Genomic DNA, 23022 nt, shown 5'->3' on the forward strand with positions numbered 1-23022 from the left:
CTGGAATATCGCCTATGGCAGAAAACTCGCTGAACAGGCACGGACGCTGTGGCCGGAGCAGGCTAAGCCTCTGGTACAACAGTGGGAACAGCAGCTCAGTAGCGCCTTGCTGCCAGCGGAACAGCTGAACGGCTGGCATCAGGGAATGACAATCCTGCAAAAACTGAGCGACAGGCTGAACGGGCTGGATGAGCAGAAAGGGAAATACATGACGGTCAGCGAGCTCAAATCACAGGTTTTTGCTGCTACGCAGGCATTCGGTAAAACGGTACCGGTTGAAGAACAGCTGCGGCAAATGAGCATTCCGGGCCTTTCACAGACAATCCCGGCCGCGCAAAAGATGCAGACAGAACTGCATCTTAAGCAGTTAATCACGCGGTATTCCGCCGTAACAGAACGCCAGTAACCGTCCTTACGCGTATTTTCGGAGTTTCAATGAATGAGAACGAGCTTCACAGAAATCACTGGTGCGAATGGTCAGCTGCAGACCTCACTTTTCTGGAGGTCAACTACCGTACCATGCCCCTGCCTGAGCTTGCCCGCATTCTGGGGCGAACGCCCGGCTCCGTTCGCCTGATGGCTCATAAACTGGACTGTCAGGAAAAGGCATCGCCACGATGGACCGCAGAAGAAGACGATATCATTCGTCAGCACTATGCTTCAGGCGCAGGCGCTGCATTCATTGCGACGCTTCTTAAAGACAGAACGTCTTCGGCTGTCTTTACCCGGGCCGATACGCTGGGAGTGACCAGCGGCAGGTACTGGCGGGAGGAGGAGCGTCGAATTCTGAAGGAACACTATCCTGCTATCGGTTCCGGGGTGCTTAATCTGCTGCCAGGCAGAACCCCTGAGGCTATCAAAATAATTGCGGGAAGAATGGGGCTTCGTAAATCAAGCAGCAGCCGCGAGGGGTTTCGTCCGTGGAGCGACGCAGAGTGGAGGCTGCTGGAGGAAAACATTCATCTCAGCATTGCTGAGCAGCAGGCAACACTGTTTCCGGACAGGACAAAACGAGCAGTGGAGAAGGCCCGCGAGCGATTACTCAAAAAAAAACGGGCTCTTTGCCGCGAGCTTAAGGCGTGATGCGTTAGCCAGTTGTCTTTAGTGCCGGATAACGCCAGGCGAACCGTGCTGTCCGCCACGGGCAGTGTCTCAACTTTGTGGTGAGCATTTTCCCGTAACGTCGATGCCCGCCCGGAGTGGAATGAGCAATAACGGCCTGCTGACAGGCATCGTTAATTTAAATCCCACTTTAAGCAAAGCGATATTTCGCTTATGTCCACCCCGCATCATAAATTCCCGGCGCGGTTCGTAACATTCGAAATTCGCAAGTGAGAAATAAAATCAAAAAATAAATAGCAAAGAAATGCTGTGAGCAACTTTATATTTTAATTATGGAGTGTCTGATGAGTCAAGGAATCGTAAGGCCATGCAGGTATTGTGGTGCGCTTATTTCAACCGATGCCACACGGTGTGGGCACTGTAAAGTCATAAGCCCCTTTTCCGGACGATGGGTTCGATATTTACTGCCGTGGTTACTGAGTGCCTTATTACTTGCCGGTTTTATCTTGCTTACCTCTTTTTACGGGTGACATACATAGCCTGCATATACAGGATGACGGAAGCATCATTGTCTGAACTTATTTTCAACCAGCACCCGTTTGGGTGGGATTTTAAGATGGAGTCGTAAATGAAAGAAATGAGCATAACAGATGAATTGAGTCGGGCCAGTGAGTGGCTTGCAAAAAATCAGGGGGTATTAACCGAATATGCGGTCAATATTATTTCGGCCGCCGTACTGTTAATTTCCGGACTGATATTTGCCCGCCTTGTCAGTGCGGCGCTGGAGCGGGTGCTCTCCCGTCGCGGGATTGACGTGACGGTATCGGGCTTCCTTGCGGTCATGGTCCGCTATGCCATCGTGGCCTTCACCATCATTGCCGTACTCGGTCGTCTTGGCGTTCAGACCGCATCGGTTATTGCCGTGATGGGGGCTGCTGGTCTGGCGGTGGGGCTTGCCCTGCAGGGTTCGCTGTCAAACTTCGCCGCCGGCGTGCTGCTGGTGATGCTGCGTCCCCTGCGTACCGGTGAGTTTGTGGATGTCGGGGGCGTGGCAGGCACGGTAGACCGGGTGAATATCTTTTCCACTACTCTGCGCACGCCTGACAACAAAATCATTATCGTGCCGAACGGCAAAATCATCGCCGGGGACATCATCAACTTCTCGCGCGAGCCGCATCGCAGGGTGGATATCACCGTGTCGGTGGCCTGGTCTGCCGATATTGAGCAGGTAAAGCGCGTGGTGAGTGATGTCGTTACGGCCGATACCCGGATTATCCAGGAAAATGGCATCACGGTACGACTGAATGAGATGGCCCCGCCGGCCCTGAACTTTGTGGTGCGCTGCTGGACGGATACCGCCCTTTACTGGGATGTCTGGTTTGACCTGACGGAAGCCATCAAGCGTGGGCTCGACGACAACGGTATTCCTGCACCACGCCCGCAGATGGATGTCAGCATCCGAAATGGCGACAGGCTAGATAGAAACTGAACCATGCTCATCCCGTGCAACCAGACGGTTGTCGTGTGATTAAGAGTTTCATCAGACTCAATGAACTAAAGGAAATGAAGCAATGAACAAAAAAATAACGTGTGCGTTTGTGTTACTGAGCGCGCTGTTACCTGCCGTATCCGCCGTGGCAATGGATAAAACAGCGACCGGTGCCGTTGTTGGCGCAACCGTCGGCGCTGCTGCCGGGAAGGATGTGAAATCAGCCGTCGGGGGCGCGGTTGTCGGTGCAGGCACCGGAGCAATGACCAAAAGCGGTGACACAGGCAAGGCAGCCCGACAGGGCGGTGCGGCAGGCGCAGCTACCGGTGCAGTCGTGGCGGCCGCAACGGGTAAAAGCGTGGTGAAAGGTGCCGTCACGGGGGCGGGCGCAAGTGGACTGGCCGGCGAGGCCCTGCACTGATAAATGACACAGGGCAGCGAACATACTGCCCTTTCTGCAGATCGCGTGGACTGGCGGCACGATTTCTGGCTGCTTAGTAAAAGGGCACGTTAAGGTCGTACAGAAAACGCTCCAGGCTTATGCGCCATCACATCAACCCGTACAGGTAAATTTATGCCCCCTTCACTCGCGGAGGTTATCCATCTGATCCGCAGTCGCGGCGACAGTGCCCCGGGTTTTATTACGACAGAAACCCGGCTTGTTTCAGGTCTGGGATTCTGCAGTGATGACATGGAGGAGCTGCTTCACGAAGCGGAATGGCGTTTTGGCGTCAAATTTCCATCTGATGAAAATGCCCTTCGGGAGCTCTTTTCCCTCCTGCCACATGAATACCTTTTGACTCTGCAGGATAGCCTGCCGCTCTCACCCGCATGGGTGTTGTGCCGGTTACGGGGCGCGCCTTTGCCGGTGCAGGCAGATATCAGCGTGGGGGATTTTTTCCGCGGACTCACCTCGCTGTGTCTGAAGGGTGGCGAAATGTAGTCTTGTCTGTGGCAAACCATGGCAACTGACACGGAGCCACAGCAACGAGTTACCGGCGGTGCAAATGCATCCTGAAGAGCGGTACCAAATCGCGAATACCGACGAGGGGAAGATCGTGCCCGACCAGAATGCCATTTTGCAGGTGCACTGATGCGCTGTCGGTTACACCAGTTTCAATCCTGTATTAACCGGTCTGCATTTGCGCACGGCGATCGTTCTCATATATGGCGATTGTGTGCCCCGGTATTGTGTTATGGAGTTTTCATGTTTTTGCAGCTGATATGGCTTGCGGCGCTGATGTCACTCATGGTGGTTATTCATACGCTCTGGAGTCTGCATATTCTGAGGCTTGTGCCCGGGAAAGTCACCGACACGGTCAGGCTGGTGATGATACTGGTTCGCATCTGTGTTTCGATGCTGATGATCCATTTTATCGAGGCGGCGTGCTTTGCTCTCTTTTATTACTGGCGCTCAGGCTTCAGCGATGTCGCAACCGCCGTGTATTTTTCGCTGGCAAGTTACGCGACGGTGGGCTACGGCGACGTATTGCTGCCTGCACATCTTCGCATAACTGGTGCGGCAGAAGGTCTGGTCGGGGTCTTGCTGGCAGGCTGGACGGTCGCACTCCTTTCCCGGGTACTGGCTACGCTACGGCCCGGGTCAAAATAGTTTGTCCATGAATATTTTCTTATCTGAGTGAGTAACCCATGCGTCTGACTTTACCCGCAGCAGAGACTCTGCTGCTTCCCTTCACCTCAGGACAAATAGCGACCTGCCTGCTGTGTGGCTTTGCCGTGGGCCTTGAACGCCAGCTGCGCGGCAAGCCGATTGGCATCCGGACCTCCACGTTAATTGTCCTCGGGAGCTACTGCTTCCTCGCCATGCTGGGTGCTGTTACTGCGGATGCCGCCGACCGGGCTCGTGTGCTGGGACAGCTGATTACCGGTGTGGGATTTTTAGGGGCCGGCGTCATGATGACGCGCGATGGTATCGTGACGGGTGCAACATCCGCCGCTACGGTCTGGATGATGGCGGCAACGGGCGCAATGATAGGTCTGGGTCTTGCTCTGCAGGCTATTATCATGACGACTGTTGTGGTGTGCATATTGTCCAGCGTTGACATTCTTGAACGAAAAGTCCTTAGCCTGCAGAAGGGGGTCCACAGACGACGAGAGAAATCCCCGCAGCCCCGTAATGACAGTTGAGTCCCGGACTTCTAAATACCCGGAGCAGGCATTCAATACGAAATACTTTACTTTCTGTACAGGGTAGCTTGCGAGTAGCCTGAACTGGATACGAACTTTAACAAACCGAAAACCACTCTTTATGGTGAAGATGATACAGGGGTATAAATTTAAAAGAGTAATGCAGTCATTCTGGCATCGGTCAAAATAGTCATTCACATAACCACTTTTCTTATTTTTCAAACAGAATAGGGCTGGTGATATGTCTGAACTTATATCCGAATAATTATTATTTTTTTGAGGTGACGTTATGGAGATAAAAACTGCTGGAACCCCTTTGTTGTGGGCTGTTTTTTCATTCATCATTATCGCTATGCTGATGATCGATCTGCTGCTGCAGGGGAAAAAAACTGAAAAAATTATGACGCTGAAGGATGCAGCGTGCTGGTCGATGCTTTGGGTCAGTCTGGCTATGATGTTTAACCTGGGGTTTTGGTACCATCTCAGTCAGGAAGTGGGGAAAGATCTCGCGGACGCTCAGGCTCTGGCGTTTCTTACAGGTTATCTGATTGAAAAAGCACTAGCCATTGATAATGTTTTTGTATGGCTGATGATATTTAGTTATTTTTCTGTACCGTTCCAGCTGCAGCGACGCGTACTTATCCTCGGTGTATTAGGGGCCATTTTGCTTCGGGTTGCTATGATTTTTTCAGGAAGCTACCTAATTTCTCAGTTCTCCTGGTTACTTTATGTGTTTGGCGCATTCCTGGTGCTTACCGGAGCCAGAATGGCATTAGCCAGAGAGGATTCGAATTCGCCAGGAAATAGTATTGTTGTAAAGTGGATGCGTAAAAATTTGCGTATGACTTCAAATCTGGAAGGCGAGAAATTCTTCGTGCGTCGCAATGGTGTGCTGTATGCCACCCCACTACTGCTGGTACTCATAATGGTGGAAATAAGTGACGTTATTTTCGCGGTAGACAGTATTCCTGCTATTTTCGCTGTGACTACCGATCCCTTCATCGTACTGACTTCAAACTTGTTCGCCATTCTGGGGTTACGCGCAATGTATTTCCTTCTTGCGAATGTTGCTTCCCGCTTCTCTTTGATTAAATATGGCCTTGCATTCATTCTGATATTTATCGGCATAAAAATGCTAATCATGGATTATTATCATATTCCTGTTGTCATTTCTTTAAGTGTGGTTGCAACAACCCTTATTGTTACCCTGCTGATTAATTTATGGGTTAACCAGCGACGTCTTAATTCACCTGATGCATAGTGTATGTTTAGACTCAGCGGTAAACCGAGGAGCGACGGTCCACTCGTAAGCACGACCGAACAGAGCGGAATACCCGTTATCGATACTGCACAGAACACACTGAGAAAATGAAGGGAATATATGTCATCAGAAATTAATGGCCTGCATTCCGGCACGATGTACGATATCAGCATGGCCATTCACGAACTGCTTGACTGGATAGATAAGAACATCCATCAGCCGCTGTCGGTAAAGGATATTGTCAGGAGGTCTGGCTACTCAACATTTTATCTGCAGCATATGTTCACATCTGTCACCGGTGAGCCGATTGCCCGTTATATTCGTCGAAGAAAGCTGGGCGCGGCGGCCCGCTTACTGCGTGAAAATGATGCTGGCATATCAGATATCGCCTTCGGACTGGGTTTTGAAGATATCTCAACTTTTTATCGTTGCTTCAGAAGAGAGTTAGGCCTTTCACCCGGTGAATACCGCAAACGCTGGATAAAGCCTTCTGATCTTATCATTTACCGGGGGAAAGAATTGAGTAACTTATGAGTCGGACGCTGGTCGACAGAAAAATCCTGAATAAATTGTGGTTATTTCTCAATGAGGAGCACATTAAAATTCAATTTATTATATTTTTGATACGGCTAAGGAACACGTTTGGGGTGACAATATGAATGAACGTATATATTTCGATTATCTTGTTATAGGTGGTGAGCATGATGGACGGTGTTACAATGGTCCTTTAACCGATTGTCCTGAAATTAACTCAATATACGTACCCATGGCGAAGTATTGTTCTCCTCATATTCCATCTGAAGTTCTTGTACAAAAAAAGATAAGTTACAAGGTACGCCATTATCATCGTTATGATGGTAAATGTTTCCTGATAGCAACGAATGAAAATCCGGAAGATGATGAAATCGAACAAGCTATAACCAAAATGCAGCCCCGCCCCGTTAACTGAGCTGTCGAAGGTACTGTATTTTTATCCGCCAGACCAGGCATCAGCCTTTGGTTGACCTGAGAGCCTGTACGGATTGCAGTGGCCGATAGACAAAAATTTAATTGTGTAAGTCCCGGCAGCGAAGAACAGAGCAGTATTACCGTTTTGAGCAAGTTGCTGATGTGCGTATTACCGTGAGTGAGAACGATAATTGGGCGATCTCTCTGAGTGGTAATGCAACGATAATCCCTGCGCATCCCCGGAGTGATCGGATGGATGCCTGACCGGGATCGTTTTGACGCCATTTTGCAATTGTCAGCAAAATTCCCTATTAATCATGGATAGTTATGTCTTCAGAACAAACGAACTCAGCATCAACAAACCAGCCGGGTAAAACCGCGGCTTACTCCATACTCGTTTTGATTATCACAACGCTGTCGGTCGGCATGCCTTATCAGGTAGACATCAAGATCCTGCTGCTTCTTGCGTTAACACTTACAGTACTCATTGCCAGGGCGGATGGCTGGCACTTTACGCTGATAATGGACAGTATGTGCAGCGGCATTGTAAGGGCTTTCCCTGCGCTGTGTATTTTTATCCTCATTGGTGCGCTTATCGGGAGCTGGATCCAGGGCGGGATTATCCAGACCCTCATTTTCTATGGGCTACAGATTTTAAGTCCAGCGTTCTTTTTGCCGGCAGGCTTACTGGTTTGCAGCGTCGTGTCGCTGGCAACCGGTACCTCATGGGGCACCGCCGGTACGATGGGGATAGCCTTTATGGCTATGGGACAAGTCCTCGGGATCCCTGCTCCACTCACTGCGGGCATGGTGGTTTCAGGTGCCATTTTTGGCGATAAATTGTCCCCTCTGTCCGATACCACTAATCTTGCCGCTGCCACAACCGGTGCGGATTTGTTCGCCCACGTCCGCTCTCTGTTACTTACTACGGTGCCATCGTATTTGCTGAGTCTGGGCGCATTTTATGTCGCAGGGAGGCATTACCATCAGACGCAAAGCACAGGCGGCAATCAGGTCAGTGAACTGCTGCAGTTACTTCAACAGAACTTTGTTATTAGCCCATGGTTGCTGTTACCGATTTTGGCGGTACTGCTGATGAGTGTGCTCCGGGTGCCAGCGCTGATTGCACTGATGAGTGGCGCATTACTTGGGGTTCTGTGCAGTGTAATGGTCCAGGGGGACTCAATCGGCAGCGCTCTGAATGCCATGAACAGTGGATACGTCAGCCACAGCGGCGTGGCGACGCTTGATACTCTGCTTAATCGCGGGGGTATTGTGAATATGATGGGGACCTTTGCGTTATCATTTATGGCACTGTGTCTGGGCGCGTTAATTGACGAGCTCGGTTATTTGCGTGTGGTAATGCAGGGGCTATTGCAGCAGGTCAAACGGCTGGGTTCCCTGGTAGCCCTCGTCATTGGCGCCTGTTTCATGACCAATGGTCTGATGGGTGAGGTATATCTGTCGATCATCGTTAACGGGAATTTATTCCGCCAGGAGTTTGCCCGTCGTGGTTTGCAGCCAGCAATGCTCAGTCGTACTCTGGAAGAGGGCGCTACGTTAACAGGGCCTTTGATCCCCTGGACTACGGCCGGGGCATTTATGGGAGGGGTGCTTGGGGTACCGGCAATTGATTATGCACTATATTCTTTCTTTAATCTGATCAATCCGTTGGTGGCCATTGTCTTCGCTTCCGCCGGATTAGCGGTGCTGCGCACTAAACCGACCACAGCGGCACCGCATTCAGCAAGCCACGACCTCCGGTGACGGTTAGAGCTCCCCTTTGCAATGCAACCGTCGGAGTTTTTCTGCGGGCGGTATCACGGGAGACTTGCTCCGTGATGCTGACCTGCAGACCGGCACAAGCGTTGTGGTTCCGATCAGATTATCCTGCACCAGCACTGTTTCAGAGATAATGCGCATTCCCTTTTTTCTCAGCACACAGATCTCCGCTGCCATTCGCTGGCTCCCAAACCAGAACAACCCGTCCAGCGCGGTGATCTGCAGACCCGATTCGAGCGCCTGCTTCAGTCGTTCACGAGGCGCTTTTACTGTTCTGGCTATCTGACGCCAGGGCTCAGCAGAGATGCCCTGCTTATCAATGCGGTTGATCCGGGTCGTCATACGGTAGCTGAACGTGTCGGGTATGCTGCTCATATCCTCTTTCAGGCTGTAAACACAACCAAAACGCTTTCCGTTGAATGTAGCGCTTTTCTGGCTAAGCTGAAAATCGTCACGCAGTCCTGCAATCAGTTGAGGGGTTCTGACCAGAAGCAGACGAAAGGGCAGTTCAAAGCTGGTCACGTAATCCACATTCAGCAGGGCGATCCGCAGTCGTTCACCTGACCCTGCTTGAAGCTCACGGCACTCTTCCAGTACATCCCGCCACTGACGCGCCAGCCTGGGCGTTTCGTCTGTTTCTTCAAAAACGTATTTTTCAATACGGTAATCAACATCCGCCATGGTTACCTTTATCCTGCCCTGAAGGCGCTGAAAGCCTTTGTTTGCCTCAATTATCTTCCCGCTGCAGGTCATATCAAGGAGATGTCCTGCTTACCCTGAGATGCATGCCCTTAATAAAGCATCAGTGCAGCATTTTCTTTTTAAATGATTCGAAATCAATTACCTTGTTCACTGAGTTATCAGCATGATGTTCATTCTCAGTGGCGTCCTGAACCCTGCGCTGCATAATTGCTGACCGCCTGCGGCTTATGGCTTCGCTGATGCCATCTTGTCCAGGCGCGGCATATGCGTTCAGCCATTGCGTAAGCATCGCCTCAACCGGAAGCCAGTATTCGCTACCTCTGGTGCTTCTGAGCGTCGCGTTAAGCCGTAAATCAAATGACAACGCCGTTTCTTCATTTTCCGGAAATGCGCCCACGTTTTGCCAGACATCGCGGTACTCGCTGCTCACCTGAGCAATATGGCTCATCACGCTGCGGTCAGTCTGCCTGCTGAAACGTAGCTCATGATGCTGCGCCAGATAAGTATCAATCGCTGCGCCCATTTCAGTTGGTGTCAGGACGCTGAGATCTGCTTCCGACCATTCGATGCCATTAATGAAGCGAGTACTCAGTCGTGCAAGAAATCCCTGCAGATCGCCCTTGCGGACCCGGTGAATTACATGTACCCAGCGCGTTTTAACTTCCATGGCAATAAGGCAGGTGGCGTGACCAATTTTTACAGCATGAACCACCCAGCGAAAGATATTGTCCGCCGGGCTGGTGGAAAACGGTTTGCCCTCATCTGCTAAGGTAGGAAACAGGCTATCCTTCCCTCGTCTGTTACCGTCAAGGTGTACAGCCGCAGCGGCGGAACAATGAAATATGATCATTTGGTTATCCTTTTTCTTATGGTACCGCGTCACTGACCGACAATCATGTAAACATTCTTTACAAACATTTGGTGGCAAACAAGTCGAATTATCAATCAGCTGTCCAGTAATTCGATACCACCTCCGCCTGTCTGAGGATAAGTTCAACTGCGCCGGCTGTTTTATCTGGCGGGTATTTGTATTTACGCAGTATCTGGCGTACCAGAACACGCAGACGAGCGCGTACGCTTTCGCGAACCTGCCAGTCTACAGTGGTGGATTTGCGCAGTTTTTCCGTCACTTCAACCGCCAGTTTTTTCAGCAACTCATTGCCCAGTTCACGCACTGCGCTTTGATTTTCTACCAGTGCGTCATAGAAGGCTATTTCATCCGGGTTCAGTCCCAGCGCATCATCACGTGCCATTGCGGTCTGGAACTCTTTGGCCATCTGGATTAATTCTTCGATCACCTGCGCAGTTTCAATAGCACGGTTATTGTACTTTTGCAGCACGGCTTTCAGACGGTCAGAGTATTTTTTCTGCTGCACCACGTTGTTGCCAGACCGGGCATGAATGCCGTCATTCAGCAGTTTTTCCAGCAGTTCCACTGCCAGATTACGCTGCGGCATTTCCCGCACTTCTTCCAGGAACTCATCGGACAGCAAACCGATGTTTGGTTTATCCAACCCGGCCAGGGCAAAAACATCCTCAACCCCTGTAGCGACAACCGCATTATCGAGGATCTTGCTCAATAGGGAGTTTTTCTCTGACTGGCTAAATTTTGCCTTCGGATCAAGTTTGATAAGCCCCACTCTGACCGCCGAAAGGAACGCGAACTCCTCCTGTAAGGGTTCAGCTTCATCAATGGTGTTACAGAGCGACCATGCTTTGCTCATCGCCAGTGAGACATCGAGGTAGCGCTTTTTACCGTCATCCAGACCCAGAATGTAGTTAACGGCATTGCGCAAGAACGCTAATGGATCGCGAGAAAAACCTTCGTAGCTAAAGCCGGGTTTTCCTGCTGAGGGTGCAAACATCCCGTGAATGACGTCGATTTTTTCCAACAGAATGGCAAAGGCTTCGCGGGCATCCACCGTGGTCTGCCCTTTTCCTTTCGAATCAGTGTAGGTTTTTAGCGCCTGCTTCAGTTCGTTGGCGATACCAATGTAATCCACCACCAGCCCGCCGGGCTTATCGCGGAATACGCGGTTAACGCGCGCGATGGCCTGCATCAGGTTATGACCGCGCATCGGTTTGTCGATATACATGGTGTGGCAGCACGGCGCATCAAACCCGGTCAGCCACATATCACGAACAATCACCAGCTTCAGCGGATCGTTCAAATCCTTAAAACGGGCTTCAAGACGCTTTTTGGTCTGCTTGTTGTAGATGTGCGGCTGAAGATGGTCTTTGTCAGATGCCGAGCCGGTCATAATGACTTTTATGGCACCTTTCTCGACATCAGTGCTGTGCCAGTCCGGGCGGAGCGCCACGATAGCATTGTAAAGCTTCACGCAGATATCACGGCTCATGGCGACAATCATCGCTTTGCCGTTCATGGCTGCGTTGCGCGTTTCAAAGTGCTGAACCAGATCCGCAGCAACCTGCTCAATGCGAGGCTCTGAGCCTACCAGCTTTTCCAGACGGCTCCAGTCGCCCTTGGTTTTCTCCTGCTGGCCCGTCTCTTCATCTTCCACCAGCTCATCCACCTGGTCGGAGAGCGTTTCCAGCTCTTCATGATTCAGGTCGAGTTTTGCCAGACGGGATTCGTAATAAATCGGCACCGTCGCGCCGTCATCAACTGCATCCTGAATGTCGTAGATAGAGACGTAATCACCGAACACGGCACGGGTATCTTTATCTTCAGAGGCAATCGGCGTACCGGTAAAGCCCATAAACGACGCATTCGGCAGCGCGTCGCGCATGTGTTTGGCGTAACCGTATTTATAGACGCCAGTTTCACGGTCCAGCGTGGCGCTCAGACCATACTGGCTGCGGTGCGCTTCGTCGGAAATCACCACGATATTACTGCGCTGATTAAGCGCCGGATGGCTCTGCTCGTTGTCCAGCGGCGCAAACTTTTGCACGGTGGTAAAGATAATTCCGCCGGCTTCACGGGCATTGAGCAGCTCGCGCAGCTCATCGCGATCGTTAGCCTGTAAAGGCGTTTGCTTCAGCAGATCCTGAGCCTGGCAGAAGGTTGCATAGAGCTGACCGTCCAGATCGTTGCGGTCGGTCACCACCACGATGGTCGGGTTATTCATCTCCGCCTGTTGCAGCAGCTTTCCGGCGTAGCAGCACATAGAGATACTTTTGCCGGAGCCCTGAGTATGCCACACCACACCTGCTTTTTTACTGCCGGGGGTAATATTACTGCGCAGCGGCAGATGTTTGCCGGTAGACGCCACAATCGTGGCCGCAACCGCTTCACGCACCGCGTGGAACTGGTGATAGGCGGCAATCTTCTTGATCAGTCGTTTGCCGTCAGACTCAAACAGAACAAAGTAGCGAATGTAATCGAGCAGAAGCGCACGGTTAAAGAAGCCCTTCACGACGGTTTGCAACTGCCAGTCAAACTGTGGCTTATCGTCTTCGTTAGCGACGGTTTTCCACGGCAGAAAGCGCTCCTCATCCGCAGTAAGCGAGCCGATACGGGCATTCTGCCCATCGCTCACCACCAGTGCTTCATTGCAGATAAACAGGTCGCTGAGTTCGTTTTTATAGGTCTGCAATTGGTTAAACGCAGCCCAGATATCGGCATTGGCATCAATCGGGCTTTTCAGCTCAATCACCGCCACCGGCAAGCCGTTGATATAGCCAATGATATCCGGACGACGAACCTGTTTTATCCCCTGAATAGCCACCTGATTCACGACCATAAAGCGGTTATTGCCGGGATGGTTAAAATCCATCAGCAGCGCTTTATCGTGAACCGTCTTGTCATCACGTTTGTACTCAACGGGCACACCGTCGAGCAACAGGTGATGGAATGCTTTGTTACTGACGACCAGATCCGGACTTTGGGCATGGGCGATACGCAGTATCACCTCTTCCAGCACGGAAACAGGGAGATGGGGGTTGATGGTTTGCAGCTGCTCCAGCATCACCGGGCGCAGAAACACATCATGAAATGAAGCACGCAGCGGGTTGTCGCCATCCAGCGCGATATCTGGCCCGTGCAGCACTTCCCAGTCCTGTTCAGCAAACCATTTCAGGCATTGCTGCTCTAAATCGTCTTCGCTCAGCATTACTCTTCCTCTCCCTCGGTGATCATACCGGTCTGTTTCAGCTCAATCGCCAGTTCCAGCAGGCTCGGGCGGATCGCTTTTTCCAGACGGTTCATGCTATCCATCATCCAGTTGATAATGGCAGGCCAGATCTCTTTATTGCCGCCGTCAAACGTCTTTGAGCAGACGATCTGGCAGCTTTTTCGCTCTGGCAGCAATCGCCAGTCGAGCGGCTCGCCAAACAGCGATTCAATGTGCGTTTTGCGTTCCTGCAGGCGTTCAAATAACCAGGTGTTTTCCAGCGCATCCCCGCGCGAAATATTGAGCTGCACGCGAGCGTCTTTCTGGGAAAAGATCAGCTCAAACGGCACGCCGCTGACGCCCGACCCGGCGGCCAGCCAGTGATCGGTTGAGGGGGCACGGTTGTTAAACAGTGTACAGGGGCTGGTGCGGAATTTTTCCAGCGCCATCGTCCAGAATTCGCGGCGCATATAATGACGTTGTTGCAGTTCGCTACAGCTGGACTGCTCTTCCGCCTCTTTCTGCGCCATGCCGATCATGTATGACTCCGCTTCCGGCGTCGGGATTACCTGGCGAATATCAACAAAGACGTCTTCACCGAAACGGTATGGCGTGACTTTGAAGCACTGCACCCGAATACCAAACTGCATCAGCCACAGTGCGGTATTAGTGACCTCTTTGCGGAAATTGGCCGCGACCATAATGACGCGCTGGGTACCTTTACGGTTGAGCACCCCTTCTTTCAGGCTTTCCCAGCCCATAAACTCGGCGATGACGTCTGCTGCCTGGCGGTTCTCGTTGGGTTCGTACTGATCCAGATAGAGCTGGAAGATCTCGACCACGCTCTCCTGACGCAGGTTGGCGCAGTACCCGGCGTATTTTAGCGCCTGCCAGACTACGTCGCGCACGGAGTCATCGAGTTTGTTCTCGATGATCACCATGTTGCCTTTTTTATCCAGTGCCAGGAGATCGAGGCGCTCTTTGGTGTCGTCAAAACCGGCGAACTCTTTTTGGATAATCAGCAGCTCATCGTCGTTGTCGCGGGTTAACGCTTGGGGATTCTTTGCCAGCCACTCCTGCAGGTGGTCGCGTTCACGGAAACCGAGGCTGCTGAACGACACTTCCTGCAAGGAATGCAGGCTGTTGGTCGGCGTGTCGACTTTAAACATTTTCCGCCTCGCTTACCGCCTGCTCGGCTTCCGGCAGGGTGATTTCACCGGAGAGGAGTTTGGGGAGGAGGGTGTCACGGATAGATATCAGCGTATTATTTTGATTTCGATATTGTTTGATAAAGGTTAGGTACCCCTCGTACTTTTCATTGAAAACATTAACAATACTAACGTCTGGAATACACAAAGGAATAGATGATAAATCATCATAAGAAAGTGACTGTCTTACACTACCGCTGGCCAAAATATTTACATTGTTTTTGAAATATGTAGTTTTTGTCAGAATTTCAACATACCATTTGTACTCTTGCTCAGTTTTAAAAACAACATAAACTGGGCTAACTGCTCCGTTTACATTCCTAACATTTAATCCAATTGAACCAATATTAATTCGGGATGGATTATATGCAAAAGACCATTGCTCCACCAGTATATACTTTTCAATGGACTTGCTATATACCTGCTTTGTAAAATGTTCGTCGGAAGGGACTAAATCCCCGGATGCAATAGCAGAAAGCACAACAGCTGAAGTAGAGCCAACTTTTGTTCTTATACGATGACTAATATCGCCAATACAGCCCAATTTCCACCCCGTAGGAGTTGCTCCCAACGCCCCCTCCTGCATCGCAGACGGAAATAGCTCTGCCGTTGCTTTTAACTCGGCATATTGCTCAGGATATTCACGCTCAAAAAACACCATTGCATCAGCATCTTTCCCAGAAATAGCCGTCATGGCGGCGAGCGTGGCTTCCTTCTGCGAACCGCCCGCTTCCAGCACTGCTATTTTGGCTTTTACCGGTTCAAAATCGACAAACCAGCTTTTGAACAGGGCTTGAGCTATTTGTTCAAGTGTTTTATTAACCTGTTGATTAAGTTCTAATCTACCATCTATGGCTTTTAGAATTTTTATAATTTCGTTCTGTTTGCGAATATCAGGAATTTGAATTTTGAACGAAGGTATTTCTTTGATTGAAAGCCTATCCGTTGTACTTCCGTGAATGGTTTTTTCTCGGATTACCTCCTGGAATGCAGGAGAGAGATAGGCATATAAAAGAAAATCAGGAGTAACTTTATTTCTTTTCGCACGTAACAATCCCATACGACGACCTAAACAACAGCGTAATCCCTCAGGAATAATTGATGCCTCACCAATTTTTGTTTCATACGAAAAAACAACATCACCAGGCTGAGGCGTGACCCTGCGAGTCCATTTAATATAATCCTCTTCAGAAATATAAGAGGACTGCTCAAGGTTTAACCTTCCTTGCTCCAGGGATGATATACTTAAAAAAATAGCATCACCTTGTTCTAGTTTTTTAGGCGTGGCATGAGGGCCATCGTATACATCAGCCACATCACCAAGAGAATAAGTTAAATTAGAACTCATAACCCAGTCCCCCCAAACTCACCTTGATCTGCGCTTCCAGCTTCGCACTCTCTTCCAGCTGATCTTTCAGCTGCGCCGTCAGGCGTACCATCTTCTCGGCAAAGGGTTCATCGTCTTCTTCCTGCTCGGCAGCACCAACGTAGCGCCCTGGGGTCAGCACAAAGTCGTTTTTCTGAATATCTTCCAGCGTTGCCGAGAAGCAGAACCCGGCATCGTCTTTGTAGTCTTTATCCGCCTGCCAGGCATGGAAAGCATCGGCAATTTTAGCGATATCCTCGCGGCTGAAATCACGCAGTACGCGGTCTTTCATAAAGCCAATCTTACGGGCATCAATGAACAGGACTTCGCCTTTGCGGTGCGCTTTGCCGTTCCCGCCAGATTTATCTTTGGTCAGAAACCAGATACAGGCCGGGATTTGGGTGTTGGTAAACAACTGGCCCGGCAGCGCGACCATGCACTCCACCAGATCGGCCTCGATCAATTTTCGGCGAATTTCTGCTTCAGTATTACTGTTGGAACTCATAGAGCCGTTAGCCAACAGCAGCGCCATCGAACCTTTTGGTGCCAGGTGGTGGATCATGTGCTGCATCCACGCAAAGTTGGCGTTGCCCTGCGGCGGTGTACCGTATTTCCAGCGGACGTCGTTTTCAAGCTTAGCACTCCACCACTCCTTCATGTTGAAGGGCGGGTTAGCCATCACGAAGTCGGCGCGCAGATCCGGGTGCTGATCGTCCAGTAGGGTATCGGCGTTTTTACTGCCGAAGTTAAAATCAATTCCCCGGATCGCCATGTTCATTGCTGCGAGTCTCCAGGTGGTCGGGTTGGACTCCTGACCGTAGACCGAAATATTGCGTTTTTGCTCGGCTGCATTGTAGTTTTTTTCGCCGGCATGCTCCTCAATAAAGCGGTCACTGGAAACAAAAAATCCGCCAGAACCCATTGCAGGATCGTACACTCGCCCATTGTAAGGCTGAAGCATTTCAACAATCAGGGTCACAATACTTTTGGGTGTGTAGTACTGCCCGCCTTGCTTGCCTTCTGCCAGTGCAAACTGGCCAAGAAAGTATTCGTAAACGTGACCGAGAATATCTTTGCTGTTTAGATGAAGTTTTACGCCGTTATATTCCGGGTTATTGAAGTTGGCATCGGAGAACGTGTTAATCAGACCAATTAATACGTCATTACTCAGCTGATACTGGCTGAGGCGGTTAAGGATCCCTTTCAGCTTCGCGTTGGTTTTTTCAATTTCATCCAGCGCGTTATCAATCAGCCATGAAACAGAACGCAGTCTCACGTCGTGACCTGATTCATCTCGCCACAAAACAGTACCTGTCGGCAGTGTCGCTTTGGTTTTCAGGGTTTCCCAGCGTGCTGCCTTTGGCACCCAGAAGACATTTTTCTCTGTATAGTAATCTTCTACCTCCAGCTCTTCCTGAATAGCCTTTGCGTATTCTTCGTCGGAGATATAATCATCACGCGACATTGCATAGATGTTGTCTGGATTGCCGACATCGCGAAACAGGGCGATCAGTTCCTGCTGACGGGCGTCAAATGCATCAGAAACGTACTTGAGAAAAATCAGCCCCAGCACAACGTGCTTATAATTGGCTGCATCCATGTTAGCGCGCAGCCTGTCGGCCGCTTTCCAGAATTTTGTGTCAAGATCGTTCAAAAATTGCTGTTCAGCGTTGTCCATCAAAACCTCAATAAATCATGTATGACTGGTTCTGTGTGCGGCTTGCACAGAATCACGGAAATGGCCGTCAACCGTGAATGATACCGTTACGTAAGAACAATACCAAGCTGGTGGGGCATATTTTCGCATCAATTACTTGTGGAAATAGGTGCATATTCTTTTACTCTTAGGGAAAAATGGCAGTATTTATTGTTTTATGTGCTGGAGCATTTAACCCTATGGCAAAGTTAGTTTTTTCTTATTCTCATGTAGATGAAGCACTGCGTAATGAACTTGAGAAACACCTGTCTTCTCTGAAAAGAGCCGGGAAGATCACAACATGGCACGATCGTCGTATCGTCCCCGGTCAGACGTTTGAACACCAGATTGATCACTATTTTTCGCAGGCAGATATCATTCTGCTACTCATCAGTAGTGATTTCATTAATTCCGATTACTGCTATGAGATTGAAATGGCAAACGCACTTGAGCGACATAGTCGGGGTGAGGCGGTGGTTATTCCTGTCATATTAAGAGATTGCGCATGGCATGATCTACCGTTCGGCGGCATTATGGCAGCAACAATCGATGGTAAACCTGTCACAAGGTTTGCATGCCATGATGAAGGTTATGTTCAGGTTGTACATGCCGTATCCCGTGCTATTGCAGATATTGAAGCCAGAAAGCGTCAGCAGAATACATTAGCTCGGACTTCATCTACAGAACACCTTCTCTCTCCGACAACCGATACCATTCTAACGCCCCGTTCCAGCAATCTTTCATTACCAAAGCGTTTTACTGATCTGGAGAAAGATCGAGCTCGCCGCGATGGGTTTGATTATGTTGCAAGATTTTTTGAAAACTCACTTGACGAACTCAAAAAGCGTCATTCGGGTTTAGAGACCGATTTCAATCGTTCTGAAACGGATTCTTTCACCTGCGCTGTGTACCATAATGGTAGCAAGCTCGCGGAGTGTGGCATCAGACGTGGGATCCAACATTATGGAACAGGAGATATCTGTTACGTAAGCGTCGTCTCAATACCGTCTGGCTCTGAAACCACGATCCTGTAACTTAAGCCCCCACTTATTTTGCAGGTGGACACCTAATGCGCGCCAAAGAAAGACTTCCCCGAAAACGATATTCCCCTGAGTTTAAAATGGAACTGGTCAGGCTGGCACTTGAAAAAGAAGGAAGTGTTGCTGCGCTGGCCCGGCAACATGACGTCAATGACAACCTGCTCTTTAAATGGATAAGGCTCTGGCAGCGTGAAGGACGTGTCTGCCATCCACGGAAAAACTCATCGTCCCTTCCTGCTCTCATACCCGTGCAGCTTCGGGCAGAGCCATCTTCCCCAACGTCCGAACCACCATCCTGTTCACCTCAGACTGCCTGTCACATAAGATGTCGTGGCGGAGAGATAACGCTGACTCATCCCTCAAATGAACTCATCACCACTGTCCTGCGCGAACTGATGCGGGGGCCCGTATGATAAATCTTCCTGCAGGCACTAAAATCTGGCTGGTTGCCGGTATTACCGATATGCGCAACGGCTTCAACGGCCTGGCCGCAAAGGTGCAGACGGCGCTGAAAGACGACCCAATGTCCGGCCATGTCTTCATCTTCCGGGGACGTGGCGGCAGTCAGGTCAAACTGCTGTGGTCCACCGGCGACGGGCTGTGCCTGCTGACCAAACGGCTGGAGCGCGGGCGCTTCGCCTGGCCGTCAGCCCGCGATGGCAAAGTGTTCCTGACCCCGGCGCAGCTGGCGATGCTGATGGAAGGCATCGACTGGCGGCAACCTAAGCGGTTGTTGACCTCCCTGACCATGCTGTAGGCCTCTTTATCCTGGTTGTTGCAGAATAAGCCTGGTAAAATACGGGCTTATGAACGACACCTCTTCTGACGACATCCTTCTGCTGAAACAGCGCCTTGCCGAACAGGAAGCACTGATCCACGCCCTGCAGGAAAAGCTGAGCAACCGGGAACGTGAAATAGATCATCTGCAGGCGCAGCTGGATAAGCTCCGCCGGATGAACTTCGGCAGCCGTTCTGAAAAGGTATCCCGCCGTATCGCACAGATGGAAGCTGACCTGAACCGGCTCCAGAAAGAAAGTGATACGCTGACCGGACGGGTGGATGATCCGGCAGTGCAACGCCCGTTGCGTCAGACCCGTACCCGCAAACCGTTCCCTGAAGCACTCCCCCGTGATGAAAAGCGGCTGCTGCCGACAGAGCCGTGCTGCCCGGACTGCGGCGGTGCGCTGAGCTACCTGGGTGAAAATACCGCCGAACAACTGGAACTGATGCGCAGCGCCTTCCGGGTTATCCGCACGGTGCGGGAAAAACACGCCTGCACAAAATGTGATGCTATCGTGCAGGCTCCCGCACCTTCGCGGCCCATCGAGCGGGGTATCGCCGGACCGGGGCTGCTGGCCCGCGTCCTGACCTCAAAGTACGCAGAGCACACGCCGCTGTACCGTCAGTCCGAAATATACAGCCGCCAGGGTGTGGAACTGAGCCGTTCACTGCTGTCGGGCTGGGTGGATGCATGCTGCCGGCTGCTGTCCCCGCTGGAAGAGGCGCTTCAGAACTATGTCCTGACTGGCGGCAAACTCCATGCCGATGATACCCCCGTTCAGGTGCTGCTGCCGGGTAACAAGAAGACAAAGACCGGGCGGTTGTGGACGTACGTTCGTGATGACCGCAACGCCGGCTCAGCAGTCGCGCCGGCGGTGTGGTTCGCTTACAGCCCGGACAGAAAAGGCCTCCACCCGCAGACCCATCTTGCCGGCTTCAGCGGCGTGCTGCAGGCGGACGCGTACGCCGGGTTCAACGAGCTGTACCGCAATGGAAAAATAACGGAAGCCGCGTGCTGGGCTCACGCCCGGCGCAAGATCCACGACGTACACGTCCGCACCCCGTCAGCACTGACGGAGGAAGCCCTGAAACGTATCGGCGAGCTGTATACTGTTGAGGCGGAAATAAGGGGAATGCAAGCAGAACAGCGCCTTGCTGAACGTCAGCAAAAAGCTAAACCACAGCTGAAAGCCCTGGAAAGCTGGCTGCGTGAAAAAATGAAAACGCTGTCGCGACACTCAGAACTGGCGAAAGCGTTCACGTATGCACTGAACCAGTGGCCGGCACTGATGTACTATACAGAGGATGGCTGGGCTGAAGCAGATAACAACATCGCTGAAAATGCCCTGCGGACGGTGAGTCTGGGTCGGAAGAACTTCCTGTTCTTCGGCTCGGATCATGGCGGAGAGCGCGGTGCACTGCTGTACAGCCTGATCGGGACGTGCAAACTGAACGGTGTGGAGCCAGAAAGCTACCTTCGCCATCTCCTTGACGTTATTGCTGACTGGCCGGTCAATCGGGTCAGCGAACTGCTCCCCTGGCGCGTAGTACTGCCAACTGAGTAACACATCCCTGTCAATACGGTCCTCGCTGGACGCTTAGTACGCCAGGATAAGCTGGTGACAGAACAGAGGGTGAAAGTCCCTCCCGGGTAAGAGCCAGCCACTCGCCCGGTCCTTTAGCTATGCGCGGCAGCGGGTAACTTCTGACGTGAAGTGTTAGCGAAGGCATCCACAGGCCCGGTATTGAGCCACGAAATACAAGCTAATTGGAGGTGGTGATGTTGTTAAGCGAAGCAGAAACCAATAATGGACATGTCATCATGGCGAGACGTGTTCATACCTCCCGGGGTCGGAGACCCGGCGCATGTGGAGAAGTTCGTCAGACGGAACCTGGGAGATCCTGAACCAGCCCCGCAGTCGCGGGCCGCTGTACTAAAGCGTAAAGACAAGGTGCAACGGAGTTCAGGAAGTCGGACACGGGCATAGTACCGGAGAAATCAGTGAACAAAACATGTAACAGTGTGGCGGAATTGACGGAGGGAAGGCCCGTGACCAAGGGGAACAGCCAACAGCACGACCGTATCCGGACTCAGAGCCGGGGAAATACGACGTCACGTCTGCTGGCTGTGCGGGAAGCTGCACAAAGGGATAAACATCAACAGTTTACCAGTCTCTTCCACCACATAAGCGAAGCGCTGCTGATGCAGAGCTTCCATCAACTCAAACGTCAGTCTGCACCGGGCTGCGACGGAGTGACATGGGACAGCTATGCGCAGAACGCGCATGACAATCTCAGAGCACTCCACGGCAGACTTCAGCGGGGGCAGTACAGACCCCTGCCAGCAAGGCAGGTGTTCATCCCCAAAGAAGATGGGTCAGAAAGACCGCTGAGCATTGTGTGTCTGGAGGACAAAATCGTACAGCAGGCGATGGTGACGGTGCTGAACCAAATCTACGAGGCTGATTTTCTGGGGTTTTCCTATGGATTCAGACCGGGAAGAGGTCAGCATGACGCACTGGATGCCCTGCATTCGGCGATTATGACGCGAAAGGTAAACTGGGTGCTGGATCTGGACATCAGTAAGTTCTTCGATACCGTGGAACATGACTGGTTGCTCCGGTTTCTCCGGCACCGGATCGGGGACGAGCGCATACTGAGGCTGATCAAACAGTGGATCACGGTTGGAGTAAGGGATAAACACGGACACCGGCAGCGTTCGCGCGTCGGCGTCCCGCAGGGCGCGGTGTGCTCACCGATACTTGCTAACATTTACCTGCACTACAGCTTCGATCAGTGGATGAACAAAACCCGAAAGTATGCGCAGGGGGACGTGGTGATGGTCAGGTATGCTGACGACGCTGTGCTGGGATTCCAGAAGCACCGGGATGCCCGGGAGTGCTTGTCAGCTCTGAAACAGCGGCTGGGGAAATTTGGTCTGAAAGTCCATCCGGAGAAAACCCGACTGGTACGCTTTGGGCGTTTCGCCCTGAGCCACTACAGGGAAGAGCAGGGAAAGCCCGGAACGTTTGATTTTCTGGGATTTACCCACTACGTTGGACAAAACCGGGCAGGCAACACGGTGGTGATGCGCAAGACCAAACGTAGCCGTCGTCTGGCACAACTGAAGGCAATCAAACAGACACTTCGAAAGCGACTTCACGAGAAACCGGCCGCAACAGGCCGATGGTTAAGGCGAGTGGTTGAGGGGCACATCAATTATTACGGTGTCCCCTTCAACAGCAGAGCGCTGACCCGGTTCGTGGAGGAAGTGAAAAAGTTGTGGCTGAAGTCACTGAAACGGAGAAGTCAGAGGCACCGAATGACATGGAAACGCTTCAGAGAGTTGTGCAAACGCTGGATACCCGCCCCCAGAATTGTCCACCCGCACCCAATGCACCGCTTTCACGCCAGAACCCAAGGTAAGAGCCGGATGCGTTAGCAGCGCACGTCCGGATCCGCGC

General features: G+C 51.4%; 22 protein-coding genes. 16 read left to right on the top strand and 6 right to left on the bottom strand.

What is annotated here, in order from left to right:
• The 11 genes from EXW94_RS18050 to nhaC all read left to right on the top strand — a co-directional run.
• Window positions 1–406: VasL domain-containing protein (locus EXW94_RS18050; RefSeq protein ID WP_302480545.1), on the top strand; the 406-nt coding region annotated here is incomplete at its 5' end.
• Between the two features lie 29 nt (window positions 407–435).
• Window positions 436–1083, top strand: a complete 648-nt coding sequence (locus tag EXW94_RS18055) for a hypothetical protein (protein ID WP_174340667.1) — start codon at window positions 436–438, stop codon at window positions 1081–1083.
• A 607-nt stretch (window positions 1084–1690) separates the two neighbouring features.
• Window positions 1691–2551, top strand: a complete 861-nt coding sequence (gene mscS, locus EXW94_RS18060) for a small-conductance mechanosensitive channel MscS (RefSeq protein WP_174340668.1) — start codon at window positions 1691–1693, stop codon at window positions 2549–2551.
• Window positions 2552–2633: 82 nt separating this feature from the next.
• Window positions 2634–2972: a glycine zipper family protein gene (locus EXW94_RS18065; protein WP_174340669.1), complete on the top strand. Its 339-nt coding sequence runs from the start codon at window positions 2634–2636 to the stop codon at window positions 2970–2972.
• Window positions 2973–3125: 153 nt separating this feature from the next.
• Window positions 3126–3494 (top strand): hypothetical protein, encoded by a 369-nt coding sequence (locus tag EXW94_RS18070; RefSeq protein WP_174340670.1) that lies wholly within the window; start codon window positions 3126–3128, stop codon window positions 3492–3494.
• Window positions 3495–3758: 264 nt separating this feature from the next.
• Window positions 3759–4163, top strand: a complete 405-nt coding sequence (locus tag EXW94_RS18075) for an ion channel (RefSeq protein WP_241211076.1) — start codon at window positions 3759–3761, stop codon at window positions 4161–4163.
• Between the two features lie 38 nt (window positions 4164–4201).
• The gene (locus EXW94_RS18080; RefSeq protein WP_174340671.1) at window positions 4202–4699 is read left to right on the top strand and encodes an MgtC/SapB family protein; all 498 of its coding nucleotides are present in this window, start codon (window positions 4202–4204) and stop codon (window positions 4697–4699) included.
• 289 nt (window positions 4700–4988) lie between these two features.
• Entirely contained in the window at window positions 4989–5960 is a 972-nt protein-coding gene (locus tag EXW94_RS18085; RefSeq protein ID WP_217436501.1) for a TerC family protein, read from the top strand.
• A gap of 120 nt (window positions 5961–6080) precedes the next feature.
• Complete coding sequence (locus tag EXW94_RS18090; protein WP_174340672.1) at window positions 6081–6494, top strand: helix-turn-helix domain-containing protein; 414 nt, start codon at window positions 6081–6083, stop codon at window positions 6492–6494.
• Between the two features lie 121 nt (window positions 6495–6615).
• A complete protein-coding gene (locus EXW94_RS18095) occupies window positions 6616–6909 on the top strand; it encodes a hypothetical protein (RefSeq protein WP_174340673.1) in 294 nt (97 codons plus the stop codon).
• 326 nt (window positions 6910–7235) lie between these two features.
• Window positions 7236–8675: a Na+/H+ antiporter NhaC gene (gene nhaC / locus EXW94_RS18100; protein WP_174340674.1), complete on the top strand. Its 1440-nt coding sequence runs from the start codon at window positions 7236–7238 to the stop codon at window positions 8673–8675.
• 3 nt (window positions 8676–8678) lie between these two features.
• Here the strand turns inward: nhaC and EXW94_RS18105 are convergent, their stop codons facing one another.
• From EXW94_RS18105 to EXW94_RS18130, 6 genes are all read right to left on the bottom strand, one after another.
• Window positions 8679–9371, bottom strand: a complete 693-nt coding sequence (locus EXW94_RS18105) for a DNA-binding protein (protein WP_254797858.1) — start codon at window positions 9369–9371, stop codon at window positions 8679–8681.
• A gap of 121 nt (window positions 9372–9492) precedes the next feature.
• Entirely contained in the window at window positions 9493–10242 is a 750-nt protein-coding gene (locus EXW94_RS18110) for a DUF6933 domain-containing protein (protein WP_174340675.1), read from the bottom strand.
• Window positions 10243–10333: 91 nt separating this feature from the next.
• On the bottom strand, window positions 10334–13468 hold the full coding sequence (locus tag EXW94_RS18115) for a type I restriction endonuclease subunit R (protein ID WP_174340676.1): 3135 nt from the start codon (window positions 13466–13468) through the stop codon (window positions 10334–10336).
• Entirely contained in the window at window positions 13468–14637 is a 1170-nt protein-coding gene (locus EXW94_RS18120; protein ID WP_174340677.1) for a DUF4268 domain-containing protein, read from the bottom strand. The genes EXW94_RS18115 and EXW94_RS18120 overlap by 1 nt, the downstream gene beginning before the upstream one ends.
• Window positions 14630–16024: a restriction endonuclease subunit S gene (locus EXW94_RS18125; RefSeq protein WP_174340678.1), complete on the bottom strand. Its 1395-nt coding sequence runs from the start codon at window positions 16022–16024 to the stop codon at window positions 14630–14632. Before EXW94_RS18125 ends, EXW94_RS18120 begins: the two co-directional genes overlap by 8 nt.
• Window positions 16014–17720, bottom strand: a complete 1707-nt coding sequence (locus EXW94_RS18130; protein WP_174340679.1) for a class I SAM-dependent DNA methyltransferase — start codon at window positions 17718–17720, stop codon at window positions 16014–16016. The genes EXW94_RS18125 and EXW94_RS18130 overlap by 11 nt, the downstream gene beginning before the upstream one ends.
• A gap of 218 nt (window positions 17721–17938) precedes the next feature.
• On the opposite strand from EXW94_RS18130, the gene EXW94_RS18135 reads away from it, so the two are divergent.
• The 5 genes from EXW94_RS18135 (at window position 17939) to ltrA (ending at window position 23000) form a co-directional block, all read left to right on the top strand.
• Window positions 17939–18772 (top strand): toll/interleukin-1 receptor domain-containing protein, encoded by an 834-nt coding sequence (locus EXW94_RS18135; RefSeq protein WP_174340680.1) that lies wholly within the window; start codon window positions 17939–17941, stop codon window positions 18770–18772.
• Between the two features lie 86 nt (window positions 18773–18858).
• Window positions 18859–19191, top strand: a complete 333-nt coding sequence (locus EXW94_RS18140; RefSeq protein ID WP_254797860.1) for a transposase — start codon at window positions 18859–18861, stop codon at window positions 19189–19191.
• Window positions 19188–19535, top strand: coding sequence for an IS66 family insertion sequence element accessory protein TnpB (tnpB, locus tag EXW94_RS18145; RefSeq protein WP_174340682.1), 348 nt, complete (start codon window positions 19188–19190; stop codon window positions 19533–19535). Before EXW94_RS18140 ends, tnpB begins: the two co-directional genes overlap by 4 nt.
• Window positions 19536–19584: 49 nt before the next feature.
• A complete protein-coding gene (locus tag EXW94_RS18150) occupies window positions 19585–21123 on the top strand; it encodes an IS66 family transposase (RefSeq protein ID WP_174340683.1) in 1539 nt (512 codons plus the stop codon).
• Window positions 21124–21542: 419 nt separating this feature from the next.
• Window positions 21543–23000, top strand: coding sequence for a group II intron reverse transcriptase/maturase (ltrA, locus tag EXW94_RS18155; protein WP_174340817.1), 1458 nt, complete (start codon window positions 21543–21545; stop codon window positions 22998–23000).
• Window positions 23001–23022 lie beyond the last annotated feature (22 nt).

It is taken from the genome of Enterobacter sp. JMULE2, assembly GCF_013337145.1.
GTDB classification, from domain to species: Bacteria; Pseudomonadota; Gammaproteobacteria; order Enterobacterales; family Enterobacteriaceae; genus Enterobacter; species Enterobacter mori.